Here is a 15,185-nt window from a genome sequence, read left to right on the forward strand (position 1 = left end):
TGCTTCAGATCCGCAGCCGCCGGCGGACCAGGTCCATGAGCGTCGGGTCGGGTGTATGTCCCTGGGCCTGCTGCAGCTGCAGCCAGGCGAGGACGTTCTGCGTGTCCTGGGCCTCGAGCTGGCGGCGCTCGACCTCCAGCTGTTCCTCGCCGAGGGCGAGCATCCGCCCCTGGAGCTGTTCGATCTTCTCGAGGTGGCCGGTGTTCACTTTCAGGACGCTCAGCGCATGGGTGTCCGCGGCCATCAGAGCGTCACCTCGACCTCGTGGGCGGTGGAGGCGAACGGGCCGACGGTCACGGAGCGCATAATGCGGACGAGCCCCGCATCCTGCAGGCGCTCGGCCAGGCCAGCGTGTTCCGACCAGTCCTTGATGAACACCCGCCCCGGGCCGACTACGAGGCCATATGCCTCGAGGTTCACCGAGATGCGCTCGGGGGCCTCGTCGGTCAGGAGTATGAGGCTGCGCTGGGCGTCGGCGTGCTGCAGGGTGCCCGTGAGCTCGATGACGCCGAAGTCGACGGCGACGCTGTGCTTGATGAGGGGCGGTGCGATGGTCTGGTCCATGGTTCTTCTCGCTTTCGATGCCTGCACGGGCAGGTGAATGGTTGTTGACCCCGAGTCGCCGTGGCTTCGTTGCCGGGCTGCGGCGGGAACGGTGTGTCCGGCGCTTCTCGCGACGGCCCGGGGCTGTTCGTGGTGCGGCGGTTGGCCGCATGAAGTCTCGACCCAGCCGCGCAGGAGGCCAGGGGCCGGAAGGGGTCTCTTTAGATTCCCCGGCGGGCCCAGTCATAGACCTCGGCGGGACCGCGACGGGACCTCGCGGAGCCCTGGCCCTGCCCCTGGATGAGACGAAGGGCCGGGCGGGCGGTGGGTACAGGAATGGGAACGAGTGAGCTGTCTGCCTCCTCGGCCTGCGGCTGCTGTGCTGCCGCCTTGTCTGTATGTCTGCGCCGGAGCGCAGCCTCGGCCTCGGCGTAGAGGCAGATGAGCCCGAGCACAAAGACGGCGAGGAGCACGATGAGGGCCCAGCTCTGCAGTGGTGTCATGGGCATGAGCGGGACGCTCCTTTATTGGTCGATGGTTCAGTCGATGAGTCCCCCGACGCAGCTGCGCTGCGTCGCTGTATCCCTGCCCCGGGTCAGGAGGCCCGGCGGGCAACGGTGTGCCCACAGGCGAGGTACGCGATGCCGTAGAGCGGGGCCGGGCCCCAGGCGGCCTTCCAGTCCGCGGGCAGCGGCAGCGGCTCCGTCATGCGCAGGACGACGTCCTGCGGCATGCCAGGGATGCCGCCCTCGACGTCGGGCACCGGATCGTCCCCGGGGGTGCAGCCGCCGCACCACTCCTGTTCGGGCAGGAGCGCAGCGGCGGCCTGCAGTTGGATCTGCTGTGCGATGGCGTCCGACGGCGGTGCGTCGTCGATGACGTCATGGAGGGGGCGGGCGATCGTCATGATGGAGTCCTTGGTCTGTGTGCGGTCAGTGGGATGAGCGGGATGGCAGCCACCCGCGCCAGGGCCGCCGGCTCAGCCCACGGCGAGCTGCGTGGCCCGCGACCAGCTGCCCATCCGGAACCGGATGGTGGCTGCCGGCGGGACATGGGTCCGGCAGATGCCGTCGGTGCCGCCGGTGCGCCAGGCCTCGTAGGCGAGCACGGCGATGGAGCCGGTCTTGATCCAGCACTCGCGCAGGGCGTCGAGGATCATCTCCTCGGTCCACTTCGTGGTCGCGCTCTGGAAGTGCAGCGGCTGCTCGGTGGTGTTCAGGCCCGCTCTCTCCAGGGCTGCATTCCAGGAGCCGAACCGGCGCTCCAGCAGCGGCGCGGATGGTTCGTCGTCGTGTCTGCGGCGGATGTAGTCGTTGCGCGGGAGGCTGTCCCGGTCCGCAACGCAGCGCAGGAGCGCGTCGACCATCTGCTGTTCGGTGTAGGTCTGGACAGACCCTTGGAAGGTTTGGGCCGGCTCTGCGGGGTCGAATGCCGTGCAGGCGTAGCCGTTTCCGGCCAGCGCGTGGGAAATTGTGTGCTCCGAAATCCAGTGATCGTCCGTGTGCGGATCGGGGTTCTCGCACTGGACGCCGCCGCTCTCGTGGTGCTGGCACGGCAGGTGCTCCTGCACCTGCGGGTCCGCGATCTGGCAGCGCGGCATCAGGTCCGTCGGCACAGTCGTCCGGGCGCGGCATGCCGTCCCGACCCGGCCCACCAGGGACCGGGTGACGCGCTCGGGACGCGTCGAGCACCCGTCCGGATCAACTCCGTTGATCCCTCCCAGCCCAGCTGCCCCCTGGCGATACCCGGCATCGCCAGGGCCTGGCGCAGACCTTCTGTCAGCCGTCTTTGGTGTCGCTCTTCGCGCATCAACCGATAGACCATTCGATTGGCCTATCGGATAAGATGTACTGGAAGACCAGTCGGATGCGGGCTCTGTGCCATCCGGCGCAGACATCGACCCGACATGAGAGGCCATGGCGATGAAGACCCCGATGACGAGGAAGGCGGCATTGTCCGCCGCCGCACTGGCGGTGCTGGGCAGCCTGTTCGCCGGATGCTCCGCCGGCTCAGAGACGGCGCAGCCGTCGCCGAGCCCGAGCACCAGCGCGGCGAAGGTGACCAGCGAGGACCTCGGCAAGGCGCTGGACCGGCTCGTGTTCCAGGGCACCGGGGCCAAGAGCACCGACGGCGGCGCGTGCCTGGTCCGCGCCGTCCAAGATAAGAAGCTCTCGGACGCCGCGCAGGCCTACATCGTGGGCAAGGGCAGCGACGACATCGCCGCGGTGGCAAATGGCCTGCGCGAGGTCAGCGCGATGGACGCCGCGATCATGCTCTCCCCCGAGCTGCGCGACAAGTTCGACGCTTGCGTCGACGCGGTGATCCCGCCGACCCCTGCCCCGGGTGCCACGACCAGCAAGGACGGCAAGGATCAGGTCTACGCGCCGCCGAAGCAGGGACAGGAGCTCCCCCAGGCCCGGCAGCCGGATCTCACGCCGAAGTTCCCGGTGCCGCAGGGCACGAGCATCAACTCCTCGTCGCAGCTGACCGCGGGGCTCGTTTCGACGTTCTCCTCCTATGCGCTGAACGAGGATCAGAAGAAGACCTACGCAGCCTCGGGCGCTTGCCTGGCGGGCGTCGTCTTCCAGGCGGGGTTCTCGCAGGAGACGCTGCGCTTCCTCGCCGGCGGCGCACCAATAGGGGCCGGATCGATCTCGGACTTCCTGCCCAAGGACGAGGACAAGAAGATCTGGAAGTCGAAAGACTTCACTTCGGCGCTCGTGGACTGCACGGCCAGTGCGACAACGAAGGGCAGGAAGGCCTGACGGGCATCAAAACCTGCGCCAGGCTGGTCGGAAAACAATGCACCCCGGGAAGCTGATGCTTCCCGGGGTGATCTCTTTTCGTTGGGTCAGCCGGATCAGCACGATGCCGGGAAATGTCCGCCCGCCGCAGTCCTCAGTGCGTTGGCAAACCGGATATTGACGGGGTCAGTGGTGTCGAACCAGTCCACGGCGGCGAGATCCTGGACGTTCATCACGAAGAGCTGTTGCCAGTTCTGCCCCAGTACCTCAGTGTCCGCCGGGTTGGCATAGCAGAGGGCGTCACCCTTGATCGGAACTGGTTCACCGCCGAAGAAGTCCAGCGTCGACCACAGGCGGTGCCGGCCGTTCTGCAGTGGTTCGAACCAGGGATCCATGCGCACGGGTTCATCCATGCTGAACCACTTTTGGACGATCTTCTTCTCCTGGGCGGTCAGGTCCTCAGTGTCGATCCGGACCAGTCCGTGGGCTCCGTCGTCTTCTTCGTCCCGCTCCCACTCGCCGGCGGCCAGTGCCTGGGAGACCCGGATGACAGCTTGTGTCACGAGGCCCCAGCGAATCTGCTCGCGATCGTCCCAGCGTTGACGCCCGTCCTCGACATCGGGATCGACGGGTACGAATTTACGGATCTGCCCGGCGTCGGCGCGCCACCAGAATTCGGGCTCGGAAATAAAAATGTCAGTCATGATCCCCCTCGTGCTGTGCTGGCCCGACGGAAATGGCCGTCGGTGATGTTTCAGCTTTGCATGCACGTATGACATAGAGGCCCACGCCACGGTGAGAACGATTGACTGGTCTTGGGTCTCATTTCAGGCGCATAATTTGGCTACTTGCGTCGCTCAACATAAGGCGTGATTCCTCAACACGGGCGTGGACTTCCTTGGAAATCTCACGGCGACGTCTGTTCCACTATCTGAGGAGTAGCTATGCCTGACAGGTCCGAGCACGTTCTATCTGACATCCTCGCCCCGGGGCTTCACGTCGTCGTTGTCGGCACGGCAGTCGGGAATGTGAGCGCCCGGGAGGGGCACTATTACTCCAATATTCAGAACTCGTTTTGGCGGCGACTGTTCCTTGCTGGGCTCACTGACGTCATCCTTCGCCCGAAGGATGAACTGAAACTCCTCGAGTACGGGGTTGGTGTAACAGACCTGAACAAGACGGTGGCTCAAGGGAACAACAGAGGCCTCGCCTACGACCATCAGGGATTCCTGGATCGTGTACTACCTTTGACTCCGGCATGGGTGGTCTTCAATGGGGCGGAGCACGCCAAGAAGCACGCGCGCTTCAACGGGCATAGGTGCGGCGGTTTTGGGCTACAGGAATGGAAGCTGGGCCAGAGCCGCGTTTATGTGGCCCCTGGCAGCTCTCCTCGAGTCTCGGATGCGCGGTTGTGCAAGAACAGCGCGGGTGGGACGCATGCAGCCATCGACTATTGGCTGGAGATGGGTCAGCTTGTCACCAGCGATGTGCGGGTTGGAGAAACTGATCGGCAGCAGTGAATCCGCAGCCGCTCGATCGACCGACATCTGGTTCCGAGAATTCATGCTCTCGATGGCCCGGGCAGCTTTGTCGCTTCCTGGGTCGATTAGGCCTCCCGGTCCGCGACGCGGATGACGATTGCCCGGGAGCCTTCCGGGATTTTTGCTTTCGCCGCAGCCATGGCGGTGTCATAGTCGGGGCCCGTCGCGCTGACGCGCATCATTTCGCCCTGGGCATCTTCAATGGTCAATTCAACCTCCATAGCTCTGAGCATAGAGCCCTGCTCGGCCGTCCTCTGTCCGTTGGAGAAGAGAAAGTTGTCAAGTAACAGCATGCGCAGTGAGTAGCCTGCCTAAGCTGTGAAATGAGAGTCTCTGATCGGCGCGCCATCAACGGTGTCGGACTACGGTCGGCAACTTGAATCGGACCGGAGTGAGACTGGGATGGCCGGTAAAGGATAGACTGCCCGAGTGCCCGATCATGATCAAGAAGGCCCGTGCGATCGGGCGCAGCCGCTCAATCCATCACGTCTTCCGCAGCCCAAGGACAAGTCAGTCCAGTCTGAGCCCAGTGAAGTGCGCAACCCTGAGGCCGCCGGAGCCTGCGAGCAGGATATGAGCCAGGGCCCGACCCGCTGGCAGCGGATCAAGGAGCATCCGGCTTTCAAGACAGGTCTCGCCGTTGGCGCTCTTGCGGCTGCTGGCGCGGTCACGTTGTTGACACTGAGGTCGCCCGAAGCATTCAAGCAGGTCAGCGCGGCGGTCTGGGAGAAAATCCCTGAGTTCACGGAGGCGGCTTTCGAGGGCATCGGCGGGGAGGCCAGCAGAAAGTCTCCGACCGAGCATAATGTCAGCGGGCACCAGCGCGTGCAGCACTACGGTCCCGGCGGCACCGAGACAAAGTTCGTCCAGGTATCGCCTTACTCGCGTGGAGGTAGTACCTAACAGGCGCATGCGATACTGACCGTGTCGAAAATTGCGGTTGTGCTTGTCGTCAGCGGTTTGTGTCATATCAGAAACGGCTTCGGCGGGACGTATTGGGACGGTAGGGCCTTTGGGTATCTTTGATTTCCTGGCGAAGAAGGAAAAAAGCTGGGACGAGATCGATGTCTACGAGGGTGAAACGCCCCCGTGCCCCAACTGTGGGACGCCCCTGGTGAAAAAGTTTGTTTACTCCGAGATGTACTGCCTTGAGTGTCGCTACGGTCTAGATGACGATGACGATGACGACAGCGAGGCGCTGAGTGTTTACGATGCAGCTCAGATCTGGGCCTCACACGGTAAGGATGAGGATTACATGTTCGGGTATTCCTCGGAGGAACTCGAAGCCGCGCTTTAATGTGGCAGGTCGCTGCTCGAGTTTGCTGCCGGCGCGGGTGCTGTTGAGGTCCTGCGCTTCCCTTACCCCGCTATGCCACAGCGACCGGCAGCTCGTCCCAGTGGGTCGTGCAGCGCTTCGAGAGCATGGCGCGCTTCATCTCCCACGCCGGCGGGGTCTTCATGCCGCCCAGGCCCACACCCACAGCCTGCGCGCCGAGCTTTCTCGTGATCTCGTCAAGTACCTTCCCTACTCCCCGATCTTCGAATTCGGATTGGAACACAGGTAAGAACTGCACGCCGTCACCCGCGCGCAGTCCCGTGAGCACAACTCCTGCACGGGCGTAGCGGATACCGGCGGTCGGAAACAGATCAGGCAGGATCGCACTGGCAGCTTTCGTAAGCGCGATCGGGTCATCGGTCGGCATGGCCAGCGGAACAGCCCGGTGGGCTGAATGCGGGACGGTTCCTTCGTCGGCCCAGCCGGTCGAAGCCCACACCGAGAGCACGCCGGCGACGGACCCCTGGGCCCGAAGACGTGCTGAGACCCGCTGGGCGTAGATCGACAGAACCTGGTGCATCTCGTCAGGGTCCGTAAGCTTGCGCGAGAAGCTCCTGGAATAGATCAGCTGGTCCTTGGCAGCCGGCGGCTGGGTCTCCAGCTCGATGCATTTTTGCCCGCGCAGCTCCAGGATGGTTCTTTCCATGACGACGGAGAACCGTTTGCGGAGCCATTTGGCATCAGCGTCGCGCAGTTCTCTGGCCGTGTGGATGCCGAGCGCAGCCAGGCGCGTGCCGTTACGCCCGGCGACGCCCCAGAGGTCAGTCACATGGAGGGAGTCAAGGATCCGGTCAAGCTGCTCCTCCGAAAACCGCCGGAGATCGAGAACTCCATTGAACCCGGGGTTTTTCTTGATGCCGAGAGCCGCTACCTTGGCGAGGGTCTTCGTGGGACCGATCGCGACGCGGACAGGAATTCCGGTCAGCTGGAGGACAGTCCGTCGGATCTCCTGTCCCCGTGATTCGAGTTCTTCAGGAGCGCCCCGCAGCTTCAGCCAGCTTTCGTCGATCGAATACACTTCCTGCCACGCACTGAAGCGGCCCAGAATGGTGGCAACCCGTGCACTCAGCGAGCCATAGAGCTCATAGTTCGATGACCTGGCTTCGACGCCCTTGGCCTGGCACCAGCCGCGGATCTTGAACCACGGCTTGCCCATGATGTCAGGATCGAGCTCCTTCACCAGCGGGCACGCGGCAACCACACAGCCGTCATTGTTCGAGAGGACAAGGGTCGGCCGGTCATGCAGCGTGGGGTCGAAGACGCGCTCCGCGTTGGCGTAAAAGGAGACGCAGTCTACGAGAGCGATTTGATCGGGTGCTGGGGTGAGAGTCGTCATTGCCACGGCCGGAGACTATAGGCGGGGTCTGACACCACGTTTGGTTTTCGCAGGAGACAGAATCCATGTGACCACGCCCCAGACTGACATCGCGGTGTGTTCGTGGAGAACGATGTCCGCATAGTCAAGGTTCTCTGCCACGAGAACGGTACGTCCCTGGATGACGTCCAGCCGCTTGACGGTGTATTCGCCGTCAACGACGGCGATCACGATCTTGCCCGGAACGGGATCGATCCCCCGGTCCACGAGCAGCAGGTCGCCGTCATTGATTCCCGCTCCGGTCATGGAATGGCCGGCTGCACGCCAGACAAATGTACAGGTTGGGTCCCGGACCAGGTGCTGGACAAGATCAAGGTCCCCGGACCAATATCCCTCTGCAGGGCTGGGGAAGCCGCAGGCGACGGCTTCCGGCGCAAACGGGAGTATCAGCGGCTCGTCGAGCGCCAACGGTTCTGGCTGCGAGGCCTGCATGTCCACTTCCTTTTCGAACATATGTTCGATGGAATCGTACGCCCGGGCGGGAACGGCACGCAACGTGGAGCAAATGACGGGCGGACCGGACGGGCCTGGGCCCTGGGACTGCAGGCAGGAATAAAGGCCCCGGTGCGCTTCATGCGCGTCGGGGCCTTCTCTTTTCCGCACGAACGGGAGGTGCGAACCAACGTTCAGCGGCCCCGGACTTGGGGTCGAGGAACCGAGGCAGCCTGGGACACGCGATCAGGCGCTGACCGGGTGACGCAGATGACCCTACCTCTCTGCCCGACCTCTCCGCAAAGGTCTATCACAAGTCATTGCGCAATCATTCGTGACAGACAATCGAATGACGTTAGAATGGACTCGTACATCAGTCGAATATGACAGGAGAGGCCAGACATGACCGTCGTCGACGAGCCGAGGGCTGCGCCTCCCGCTGCGCGGGCTGCGACCAGGTCCGGTGGACCGAGCACCGACCAGAACGGCAGCGACCGCAGGGAGCGGGTCTTTACCCGCCTGTCCTCGGACGAGAAGCAGCGGGCGGAGTACTGGGCGCAGCGGCGCGGCTACCCCTCCGCCAACGAGTATTACGCCGAGGCGATCGCCGAGAAGATCCGGCGCGAGAATCTCGACTTCGACATCCCTGATCTGCTCACCGCACGCATCAACCAGGTCGTCGACGAGCTCAAGGCGCTTTCGACGAACAACGCCAACCTCGAGCGGGTCGTGACCATGGGCTTCGATTCCCTGCTCGGGCTGACCAGGGGCGACAACTATCTGCTGGACGAGGAGAACGGGGAGCTGACGTGAGCCAGGGGCTGAACGGGATCATGCCGTCCACCGACGAGCTGATGGACGTCGACACGTCCTTCCTCGATGCGTACCGGACCGGCGGGAGCGAGGGCCTGAAGCGGGCCCAGGAACGGGCACAGCCGGCGGAGCCGGAGCAGGACTCGCCGGAGAAGGATGAGGCCCCCCAGCAGAGCGCCGAGGACCTCGACCGGGACACCGGTGCTGGCCAGCGGGGAGGATCGGGAGCAGGCAGCGCCACTCCCCCGGCCCAGAGCGACGCCGTCGCCGTGGACACAGCAGCGACGCCGCAGGTGCACGACGACGCAGACGCCGAAGCGCACCCCGCGGCCCTCCCGGTGTCGCCGCCGGAAGATGCCAACCTCCTCCCGCCCGTCCCGCTCCAGCACACCGACCATCAGGAGGCCGTGCAGTCTGCGGCGGCCAGGGGCGGCTCCGGCGGAGGGGACGAGGGCAGCGAGTCGTTGCCACAGAGCGGCTTCCGGCTCGACGGCGTGAAGAGCCAGCCTGCCGTCCGGGCCCTGCCCGAGGCCATCGTCGGCGCGCTGCGGGAGCAGCTGCGCTCAGCGGCCGTCCGTGAGCTCGGTGTCGGCGACACGGCAGCCCGCGAGTTCGCCGAGCGGTTGAGCCAGGCAAGCCTGGTCACGGCCTTTCTGCTGGCCCAGCTCGACCTTGGACTGGCGACTGATGCCGCCACCTGGCGCGCGGCGCAGCTGTTCCGCGCCCGTGATCCGCTGCTGGGCAGCATCGCGGCGCGCATGGAAGCCCTGGAGCGGAGGGGCCATGAGCAGACCCAGGGCCTGGCCGCGCTTCACGGGCAGCTGGGTGAGGTAAAGGAGACCAGCGCGGCGATCGAGCAGGCAGTCGCGTACTCGATCGCGGACCGCACGAGCAACTTCCTGCGCGGCTCGCACAATGTCCACGAGGCTCCGATCACGCACAAAGACGCGGTCTTCGTCCGGGATCGGGTGCGGGAGGCGACGAAGAAGCAGGCGAAGCTTGAGCGCGAGCGGGAAGGGCGGCCGATCCGGTGAGCACCGCCACGCACAGGAGTACAGCGACCGACGCCGAGCGGTTCTGGGAGAAGGTCGACAAGGAGGCGGGCCAGGAAGAAGGTGGAGGAGGGCCGCGACGACCGGCCCGGCAACGCAGAAATGAAGGAAACCGGGCGTCAGCCCCATGATTTGACATAGGTCTTTTCGGATTTGTCGTTGGTCCTGGAGTGCGTCTTCGCGAACCGTAAGAAAGCTTGTGACGGGACAATTTGTCGAATTGGTCAACTTTGCCCGACGATCAGGGCATGGAAACTGCTGCCGGGTCCGACCCAAACTTCAGCCGCGTCGCAGCAATCGCGCTCGACACAAACATCTTCGCCGAAGCACCCGGCATGGAAACACTGAGGTCCCTTTGTTCCCGCGCTGATAAGCACGGACGCATTGAAATCTGGGTAACGGACACCGCTATCTGGGAATGGGGCCAGCACCTGCACGCCCACTACGTAACACTTCGGGCCGCGACAAAAAAGCTTCACAGTGCCGGGTTTTCGGTCGAGGTCCCGGACGAAAAGACAGCCAAAGACATCGCGCTGGACCTTCGCGGGGTCATCACATCCTTGGGGTCCAGCATTCGTGTCCTCAGTACCGCAGATTTTGCCCATGAAGCTCTTCGTGACCAGATCCTGCTGGAAGGACCGGCCAAACGAAAGAGTGAGGTAAAAACCGGCGCAGCCGACAGCGCTCACCTCCGCGCGTACATCCATGAGGGGCGAAGCCGGGACCTGGAGTATGTGGTTGTCTCGGCAGACAAGGACACCCGCACCGCCTACCAGCAGTGGCTCGGGGCAGAAGGTCCCCACATCTTCAACGATCTTAGGAGGGCCACAGAAAAGATATTCGGTTCAGTTCCAAGTGATGCCGACGGGCTCAGCCTGGCTCTGCGGCTTGCCTACGAGGGTAATGTTCTGTTGCGGGACGTCACGATCAGCGAAGGGCATATGGGTGACTGGGCGGATCTGGTACCCGACGATTTTTCCTCCCTTTCGTTCGACGTCGATGCCGCCTCTGCCAAACTGGTCGGTCTCAACCACACCAAGCAGGACGCCACTGCATTGACGTTCACGGCCTTCTATCTTGCAGAGGTGAGGATCGCAGGCCTTCTGGAATCTCCGTGGAGCCGTGGAAACACCAGGACGCAGGAAGCAACTCTCCCAAGGGCCCTTCTGCGAGCGGATATCTCCCTTCCCGCTGGCTCCACGTCAGCTGAGGACGCGCTGGTGACAAACTGCTATCTCAATGCAGGTGGAAGTGGCTGGAGTGAGCAAAGTGACGCGCTGGAGAGCGTCATGGATTCTCTGACTCTGGTTCCAGGGGTCACCGTCGAACTGGATGGCCTGGCGTCTTGGCCGGAACAGCGAAGGAACCAATCCTCCAATTTGGTGGTAGACGTTGCCGGGGCTCCCCTGGATCTCACAATTTACGGCAGCTACCTCGGCAACTGGGAGTTGGCGGCTTCGTATGGCGAGTGGAAGCTCATGCTGAAATGCGACGACCTTGGGGTTGGTTTTGCCGATCCAGAAGGCGACGGCATCCCCGAGTACTACGACATCACTGCATTCGGCAGCGAAGCGTGGTCAGGGAACGCGGAGTTCGCAATCAATGAAATGCTGTTTGAGGCCCGACGCGCAGAGTTGGCAGGCAGTGCCAACGATGCTGAAAATGAATTGCCGTAAACCGTTTCCAATGAAGGCGAGACTCGATTTCGTCATCTGCCGCTGCCATTGAGCTCGGTCAGCACATCCGGGTATCAGGTGCCCAGGGATGATTTCCCAGGCTCTGGTGCAGCTCGGGCTGTACCGTGCTCCTCGAGGCGGGGGGATGGCGAACCGGCCGGTCCTGAAGACCTACCGTGCCCGCCTGGGCGTCGCACTGCCGATTGGCGGCCAAGCGCCGCTTTGCAGCCGAAACGATCAGCCCGTTGCCATCAGGCAACGGGCTGATTTTCATTCCAGAGGATGCAAGGAGGCCCACGGCCTGGCCGCTACGACCGGACGGTGAGCCGGCCTTCCTTCATGTCGTCGCGCAGCTGCGACAGCATGTACCAGTGCGCGCCCTTGGGCTTAAGTGAGATGTAGTGCTCGTGCTGCTTGCCATCATGCTCCCAATCCAGGACCATCTCCGGACGGCGCAGCAGGCCCTGGTATTCGTCGACGTCGGCGCGGATCTCCACGCGCACACGTTCGTCCGCAGGCGGCACCAGCAGCACCGCGACGTCGCCCTCGTAGCTCAGTGAGACCTCCTGGGCGAGGAGCCGCCGTACGTCGGCCGTGCAGATCTCTCCGCGGGCGACGTCGAAGACGTTCTTGCCGTGCGTGGCGCTCTCCCAGGCGTCGATGCACTCGATCAGCATCGAGCACCCCTGGGCGATACGGATGACGTCCGCCTCATCCGGCGGCCAGCTGCCCTCCTGCATCTCGATGAGCATGCTGCTGAAGTCCTGTGGTGTGCGCAGGAAAGCGTGGTCGAGGGCCATGGGATTCGTGCTCCTGGGTCGGGCGTGAGCGGGTGGCGACTCTATAGACGTTACCTCGATCCGGGGTCGCCGTGAATGATCCGGGCCCTCTCTGACCGGCGTGCCGGCGCGGGTCTCGCGGCTCCCATTCGACTCGCTGTGCGGCTCGCACCGACTCGCCATTCGACTCATTCTGTCGATAGACTTGTGACTGATTTATGAGTCGACTGGATTATGAGTCACCGACGAAAGGGAGTCATGATGGTTGTCGGGATCCTCACCGAGAAGCCGAGCGCGGCGCGGCACTTCGCTGCAGCCCTCGGCGGCATGAACGGCACGTACAACGGGGAGCAGTTCGTCATCGCCCACGCCCGGGGGCACCTGTACGAGTTCGTCGATCCGCACCGGATGGTGGGGGATCCGGACGTGGCCGGGAAGTACCGGACCTGGGACCTGGGCAACCTGCCCTGGGACCCTCAGCAGCTGGACTGGAGCCTGGAGGTGATCAAGAACGCGAGCTCTGTCGCCCAGGACGTGAAGCGGACCCTGGGCAAGTGCGACGAGATCGTGATCGCCACCGACGTCGACCCCACGGGCGAGGGCGGCATGATCGCGGTCAATGCCTTCCTCGAGTTGGGGCTGAAGCCGGGCAAGTGGTCGCGCATGTACTTCAGTGATGAGGCTCCGGCCTCGCTGCAGAAGGCCTTCGCCGCGCGCAAGGCCATTCCGTCGCTCCTGGACTTCGACGAGTACCGCAAGGCGCGCTACCGCTCACAGTTCGACCTGCTCTCGATGCAGTTCACCCGCATCGCCACGAACATGGCCCGCCAGTCCGGGCAGGACACGGTGCTGCGCCAGGGCCGGCTGAAGTCGGCGATGATCAAGCTCGTCGGCGACCAGCTGAAGGCGTATAACGACTACGTCAAGAAGCCGTTCTTCCAGAACCGGTTCCGTGACGAGAACGACGTGATGTACACGAACCCGGAGGAGCCGCGGTTCGACCAGAAGGACCAGGTGCCGAACCAGTACGGCCCCTCCCCCGTCCTGCTCGACGGCAAGGCGACGAAACAGACCCCGCCACCGAAGCTGCTGGACCTGGCCGCACTCTCGTCAATCCTGGTCGGCAAGGGAATCAAGGCCCAGCTGGTGCTCTCGACCTACCAGTCCATGTACGAGGCCCAGGTCGTGAGCTACCCGCGCACCGAGGACAAGACGATCACGCCTGAGCAGTTCAACGAGCTTGCGCCTCTGGTGGACAAGATCGCCGGCGTGGTCGGGGTGGATCGCAAGCATCTGACGCACCGCGAGCCGCGCAAGACCCACGTGAAGCCGCAGGGGGCGCACGGTGCGAACCGTCCCGGCCCGAAGGTGCCGTCCTCGCTGGACGACGTCGAGCAGCGTTTCGGCAAGGCCGGCCGCCTGATCTACGAGACCCTGGGCAAGAACTACCTGGCGATGATTGCCGAGGACTACGTCTACGAGCAGCAGAAGGGCCACGTCAAGGACTATCCGGACTTCGTGGGCATCGCCAACGTGCCCATGTCGGCGGGCTGGAAGGCGGTGTTCGATCCGGACGCCGGCGACGACACCGCCGAGGGCGACGAGAACGAATCGGCCAAGGGCCTGGGCACCAACGCTGAGCCCTTCGTCTTCGGGGGTGCGAACAAGCGCCCCGAGCACCCGAGCATGAAGTGGCTCATGAAGCAGCTGGAGAAGCGCGACGTGGGCACGGGTGCCACCCGGACCTCGACGTACTCCGAGGTGACCTCGACGAAGACGAAGTACCCGCTGCTGTTGGAGAAGGGCCGCAAGCTCATCCTCGCCGAGGCCGGGGACATGAGCTGGCGGCTGCTTCCGGGCACCCGGATCGGCGACCTGGCGCTGACCGAGAAGGTCTATGCCGATATGAAGGAGATTGCCGCGGGCACGGGCCCGAGCGCAGAGGAGCGCCTCGCGGTCGTGGCCGACTGGGTGCGCGAAGACATCGCGACCATGCAGAAGAACGCCGCGACGATGCGCTCCGCACTGGGGCTCAAGGAGGAGGCCGTCACCCGGAAGGAGCGGGCGCAGGGCACCTGGGTCAAGACGGGCAAGGATGTGGTGTTCGCGCGTGAGTGGGGCGGCCACCGCTTCACCGACGACGAGGTCGCCCGGCTGCTGGCCGGGGAGACGATCGAGTTTTCGGCGAAGAGCACCACGGGCAAGGCCTATGAGGTCTTCGGCGAGCTTGGCGAGGGCACCTTCAAGGGCCGGAAGTTCGTCGGGTTCCAGAAGCTCGGCTTCGGCCGGCGCGACGCCAGCGGCAACGCGCTGCCGCCGGCGTCCTGGTGCCACTACACCTTTACGCCCGAGGAGATCGACCGCCTCATGGCTGGCGAGGGCGTCGAGTCCAGCGACTTCGTCTCAAAGAAGGGCAACCGCTTCCAGTGCAAGGTCTTCTTCCGGGAGGAGAAGAAGGGTGAGGGTAAGAAGATCGTGCCTGACTTCGAGGCCTCCCTGGACTCCCCGCCGAAGAGCTGGTGCGGGGTTGCCTTCACCGACGACCAGCTCGCGGCACTGACCGCGGGCAAGACGATCAAGGGTACGGGCTTCACCTCGAACAAGGGAAAGAAGTTCGACGCCGAGCTTCAGTGGAGGAACGAGGGCGGCAAGAAGAAGCTCGTCCCCTCCTTTGGCTGAGGTTGCGCGGACTCGTTTCTGACTGATTATTCGGATGCCAGTCCGATAGACTGCCCGTCCACGTACATCAGCACGCCACGGCACCGCCCGACGGCACCGGATCGCACGTCCGAGTCGCTGGGCGGTGCCATTCTTGCGTCAGTCGCGCTCGATTCGATAGGCCTATCTAAGGTAGAGTTGTCATGTATCCCTCATCTATGAGGGCATTCGGACAG

Annotated in this window: 18 protein-coding genes; 8 read left to right on the forward strand and 10 right to left on the reverse strand. The window is 64.0% G+C overall.

Annotated elements, in window-relative coordinates; translation table 11 throughout:
• Window positions 1-4: 4 nt before the first annotated feature.
• From AB0323_RS11470 to AB0323_RS11490, 5 genes are all read right to left on the reverse strand, one after another.
• Window positions 5-244 (reverse strand): hypothetical protein, encoded by a 240-nt coding sequence (locus AB0323_RS11470; protein ID WP_133830785.1) that lies wholly within the window; start codon window positions 242-244, stop codon window positions 5-7.
• Window positions 244-564, reverse strand: a complete 321-nt coding sequence (locus AB0323_RS11475) for a hypothetical protein (protein WP_366177420.1) — start codon at window positions 562-564, stop codon at window positions 244-246. The genes AB0323_RS11470 and AB0323_RS11475 overlap by 1 nt, the downstream gene beginning before the upstream one ends.
• A 200-nt stretch (window positions 565-764) precedes the next feature.
• Entirely contained in the window at window positions 765-1,052 is a 288-nt protein-coding gene (locus tag AB0323_RS11480) for a hypothetical protein (protein WP_366177421.1), read from the reverse strand.
• An 86-nt stretch (window positions 1,053-1,138) separates the two neighbouring features.
• Window positions 1,139-1,450 (reverse strand): hypothetical protein, encoded by a 312-nt coding sequence (locus AB0323_RS11485; protein ID WP_366177422.1) that lies wholly within the window; start codon window positions 1,448-1,450, stop codon window positions 1,139-1,141.
• Between the two features lie 72 nt (window positions 1,451-1,522).
• Window positions 1,523-2,158, reverse strand: coding sequence for a hypothetical protein (locus AB0323_RS11490; protein WP_366177423.1), 636 nt, complete (start codon window positions 2,156-2,158; stop codon window positions 1,523-1,525).
• 301 nt (window positions 2,159-2,459) lie between these two features.
• Here AB0323_RS11490 and AB0323_RS11495 point away from each other — a divergent pair, with 301 nt between their 5' ends.
• Window positions 2,460-3,308: a hypothetical protein gene (locus tag AB0323_RS11495; RefSeq protein ID WP_366177424.1), complete on the forward strand. Its 849-nt coding sequence runs from the start codon at window positions 2,460-2,462 to the stop codon at window positions 3,306-3,308.
• 95 nt (window positions 3,309-3,403) lie between these two features.
• Here the strand turns inward: AB0323_RS11495 and AB0323_RS11500 are convergent, their stop codons facing one another.
• Window positions 3,404-3,991, reverse strand: coding sequence for a hypothetical protein (locus AB0323_RS11500; protein ID WP_366177425.1), 588 nt, complete (start codon window positions 3,989-3,991; stop codon window positions 3,404-3,406).
• 240 nt (window positions 3,992-4,231) lie between these two features.
• On the opposite strand from AB0323_RS11500, the gene AB0323_RS11505 reads away from it, so the two are divergent.
• A complete protein-coding gene (locus AB0323_RS11505; RefSeq protein WP_366177426.1) occupies window positions 4,232-4,807 on the forward strand; it encodes a mismatch-specific DNA-glycosylase in 576 nt (191 codons plus the stop codon).
• Window positions 4,808-4,893: 86 nt separating this feature from the next.
• Here AB0323_RS11505 and AB0323_RS11510 read toward each other — a convergent pair whose 3' ends face one another.
• Window positions 4,894-5,037, reverse strand: coding sequence for a hypothetical protein (locus tag AB0323_RS11510; protein WP_366177427.1), 144 nt, complete (start codon window positions 5,035-5,037; stop codon window positions 4,894-4,896).
• Window positions 5,038-5,257: 220 nt separating this feature from the next.
• Here AB0323_RS11510 and AB0323_RS11515 point away from each other — a divergent pair, with 220 nt between their 5' ends.
• Together AB0323_RS11515 and AB0323_RS11520 are read left to right on the forward strand one after the other, a co-directional pair.
• Window positions 5,258-5,731, forward strand: a complete 474-nt coding sequence (locus AB0323_RS11515; protein ID WP_366177428.1) for a hypothetical protein — start codon at window positions 5,258-5,260, stop codon at window positions 5,729-5,731.
• 109 nt (window positions 5,732-5,840) lie between these two features.
• Window positions 5,841-6,125: a hypothetical protein gene (locus AB0323_RS11520; RefSeq protein ID WP_139126767.1), complete on the forward strand. Its 285-nt coding sequence runs from the start codon at window positions 5,841-5,843 to the stop codon at window positions 6,123-6,125.
• Window positions 6,126-6,195: 70 nt separating this feature from the next.
• On the opposite strand, the gene AB0323_RS11525 is transcribed toward AB0323_RS11520, so the two are convergent.
• Window positions 6,196-7,500, reverse strand: coding sequence for a Y-family DNA polymerase (locus AB0323_RS11525; protein ID WP_366177449.1), 1,305 nt, complete (start codon window positions 7,498-7,500; stop codon window positions 6,196-6,198).
• Between the two features lie 15 nt (window positions 7,501-7,515).
• Window positions 7,516-7,992, reverse strand: coding sequence for a translesion error-prone DNA polymerase V autoproteolytic subunit (gene umuD, locus AB0323_RS11530; RefSeq protein ID WP_366177429.1), 477 nt, complete (start codon window positions 7,990-7,992; stop codon window positions 7,516-7,518).
• A 381-nt stretch (window positions 7,993-8,373) separates the two neighbouring features.
• Here umuD and AB0323_RS11535 point away from each other — a divergent pair, with 381 nt between their 5' ends.
• The 3 genes from AB0323_RS11535 (at window position 8,374) to AB0323_RS11545 (ending at window position 11,512) form a co-directional block, all read left to right on the forward strand.
• Entirely contained in the window at window positions 8,374-8,784 is a 411-nt protein-coding gene (locus AB0323_RS11535; RefSeq protein ID WP_366177430.1) for a hypothetical protein, read from the forward strand.
• Window positions 8,781-9,818 (forward strand): hypothetical protein, encoded by a 1,038-nt coding sequence (locus AB0323_RS11540; RefSeq protein WP_366177431.1) that lies wholly within the window; start codon window positions 8,781-8,783, stop codon window positions 9,816-9,818. The genes AB0323_RS11535 and AB0323_RS11540 overlap by 4 nt, the downstream gene beginning before the upstream one ends.
• 266 nt (window positions 9,819-10,084) lie before the next feature.
• Window positions 10,085-11,512, forward strand: coding sequence for a hypothetical protein (locus AB0323_RS11545; protein ID WP_366177432.1), 1,428 nt, complete (start codon window positions 10,085-10,087; stop codon window positions 11,510-11,512).
• Window positions 11,513-11,820: 308 nt separating this feature from the next.
• On the opposite strand, the gene AB0323_RS11550 is transcribed toward AB0323_RS11545, so the two are convergent.
• Window positions 11,821-12,312: a hypothetical protein gene (locus tag AB0323_RS11550; protein ID WP_225496625.1), complete on the reverse strand. Its 492-nt coding sequence runs from the start codon at window positions 12,310-12,312 to the stop codon at window positions 11,821-11,823.
• Between the two features lie 213 nt (window positions 12,313-12,525).
• Between AB0323_RS11550 and AB0323_RS11555 the strand changes: the two genes are divergently transcribed.
• Complete coding sequence (locus AB0323_RS11555) at window positions 12,526-14,970, forward strand: DNA topoisomerase (RefSeq protein ID WP_366177433.1); 2,445 nt, start codon at window positions 12,526-12,528, stop codon at window positions 14,968-14,970.
• Window positions 14,971-15,185 lie beyond the last annotated feature (215 nt).

The organism is Arthrobacter sp. NPDC080031 (assembly GCF_040702485.1).
In the GTDB taxonomy this organism is placed as follows: domain Bacteria; phylum Actinomycetota; class Actinomycetes; order Actinomycetales; family Micrococcaceae; genus Arthrobacter.

Bases quoted from the DNA above. Each gene is read 5' to 3' on its own strand.
- AB0323_RS11470 (WP_133830785.1), bottom strand. From the start codon at position 244: ATGGCCGCGGACACCCATGCGCTGAGCGTCCTGAAAGTGAACACCGGC.
- AB0323_RS11525 (WP_366177449.1), bottom strand. From the start codon at position 7,500: ATGACGACTCTCACCCCAGCACCCGATCAAATCGCTCTCGTAGACTGC.
- AB0323_RS11475 (WP_366177420.1), bottom strand. From the start codon at position 564: ATGGACCAGACCATCGCACCGCCCCTCATCAAGCACAGCGTCGCCGTC.
- AB0323_RS11545 (WP_366177432.1), top strand. From the start codon at position 10,085: ATGGAAACTGCTGCCGGGTCCGACCCAAACTTCAGCCGCGTCGCAGCA.
- AB0323_RS11495 (WP_366177424.1), top strand. From the start codon at position 2,460: ATGGCGATGAAGACCCCGATGACGAGGAAGGCGGCATTGTCCGCCGCC.
- AB0323_RS11505 (WP_366177426.1), top strand. From the start codon at position 4,232: ATGCCTGACAGGTCCGAGCACGTTCTATCTGACATCCTCGCCCCGGGG.
- umuD (WP_366177429.1), bottom strand. From the start codon at position 7,992: ATGTTCGAAAAGGAAGTGGACATGCAGGCCTCGCAGCCAGAACCGTTG.
- AB0323_RS11555 (WP_366177433.1), top strand. From the start codon at position 12,526: ATGAGTCACCGACGAAAGGGAGTCATGATGGTTGTCGGGATCCTCACC.
- AB0323_RS11550 (WP_225496625.1), bottom strand. From the start codon at position 12,312: ATGGCCCTCGACCACGCTTTCCTGCGCACACCACAGGACTTCAGCAGC.
- AB0323_RS11500 (WP_366177425.1), bottom strand. From the start codon at position 3,991: ATGACTGACATTTTTATTTCCGAGCCCGAATTCTGGTGGCGCGCCGAC.
- AB0323_RS11480 (WP_366177421.1), bottom strand. From the start codon at position 1,052: ATGCCCATGACACCACTGCAGAGCTGGGCCCTCATCGTGCTCCTCGCC.
- AB0323_RS11535 (WP_366177430.1), top strand. From the start codon at position 8,374: ATGACCGTCGTCGACGAGCCGAGGGCTGCGCCTCCCGCTGCGCGGGCT.
- AB0323_RS11485 (WP_366177422.1), bottom strand. From the start codon at position 1,450: ATGACGATCGCCCGCCCCCTCCATGACGTCATCGACGACGCACCGCCG.